This window comes from Pontimicrobium sp. MEBiC06410, assembly GCF_053601615.1.
In genome coordinates this window covers 1-363 of sequence record NZ_JBSHNT010000094.1, presented here as the reverse complement: position 1 = coordinate 363, position 363 = coordinate 1, and the positions used below count along the sequence as shown (strand labels likewise).

The 363-nt window shown below is 39.4% G+C and carries 1 protein-coding gene; it reads left to right on the top strand.

Features of this window, described 5'->3' with window-relative positions; translation table 11 throughout:
* The coding region (locus ACVC08_RS00630) for a hypothetical protein (RefSeq protein WP_452600576.1) at positions 1-363 on the top strand (363 nt) is incomplete at both ends.

The window sequence follows — 363 nt, the reverse complement described above, 5'->3', positions numbered from 1 at the left end:
CGCCTGCCAATGTGCAATCCTGCGATAGCTATACTCTACCTGCTTTAACTGTTGGTAACTATTTTGATGGTACTAATGGAACTGGTAATGCATATGCTGCTGGAGATATCATAAACACAACAACAACGCTTTATGTATATGCAGAAACTGGGACTACTCCTAATAATTGTTTTGCTGAAAATAGCTTTACTATTACAATAGACACGACACCTACTCCTGATGCGCCTGCCAATGTGCAATCCTGCGATAGCTATACTCTACCTGCTTTAACTGTTGGTAACTATTTTGATGGTACTAATGGAACTGGTAATGCATATGCTGCTGGAGACATCATAAACACAACAACAACGCTTTATGTATATG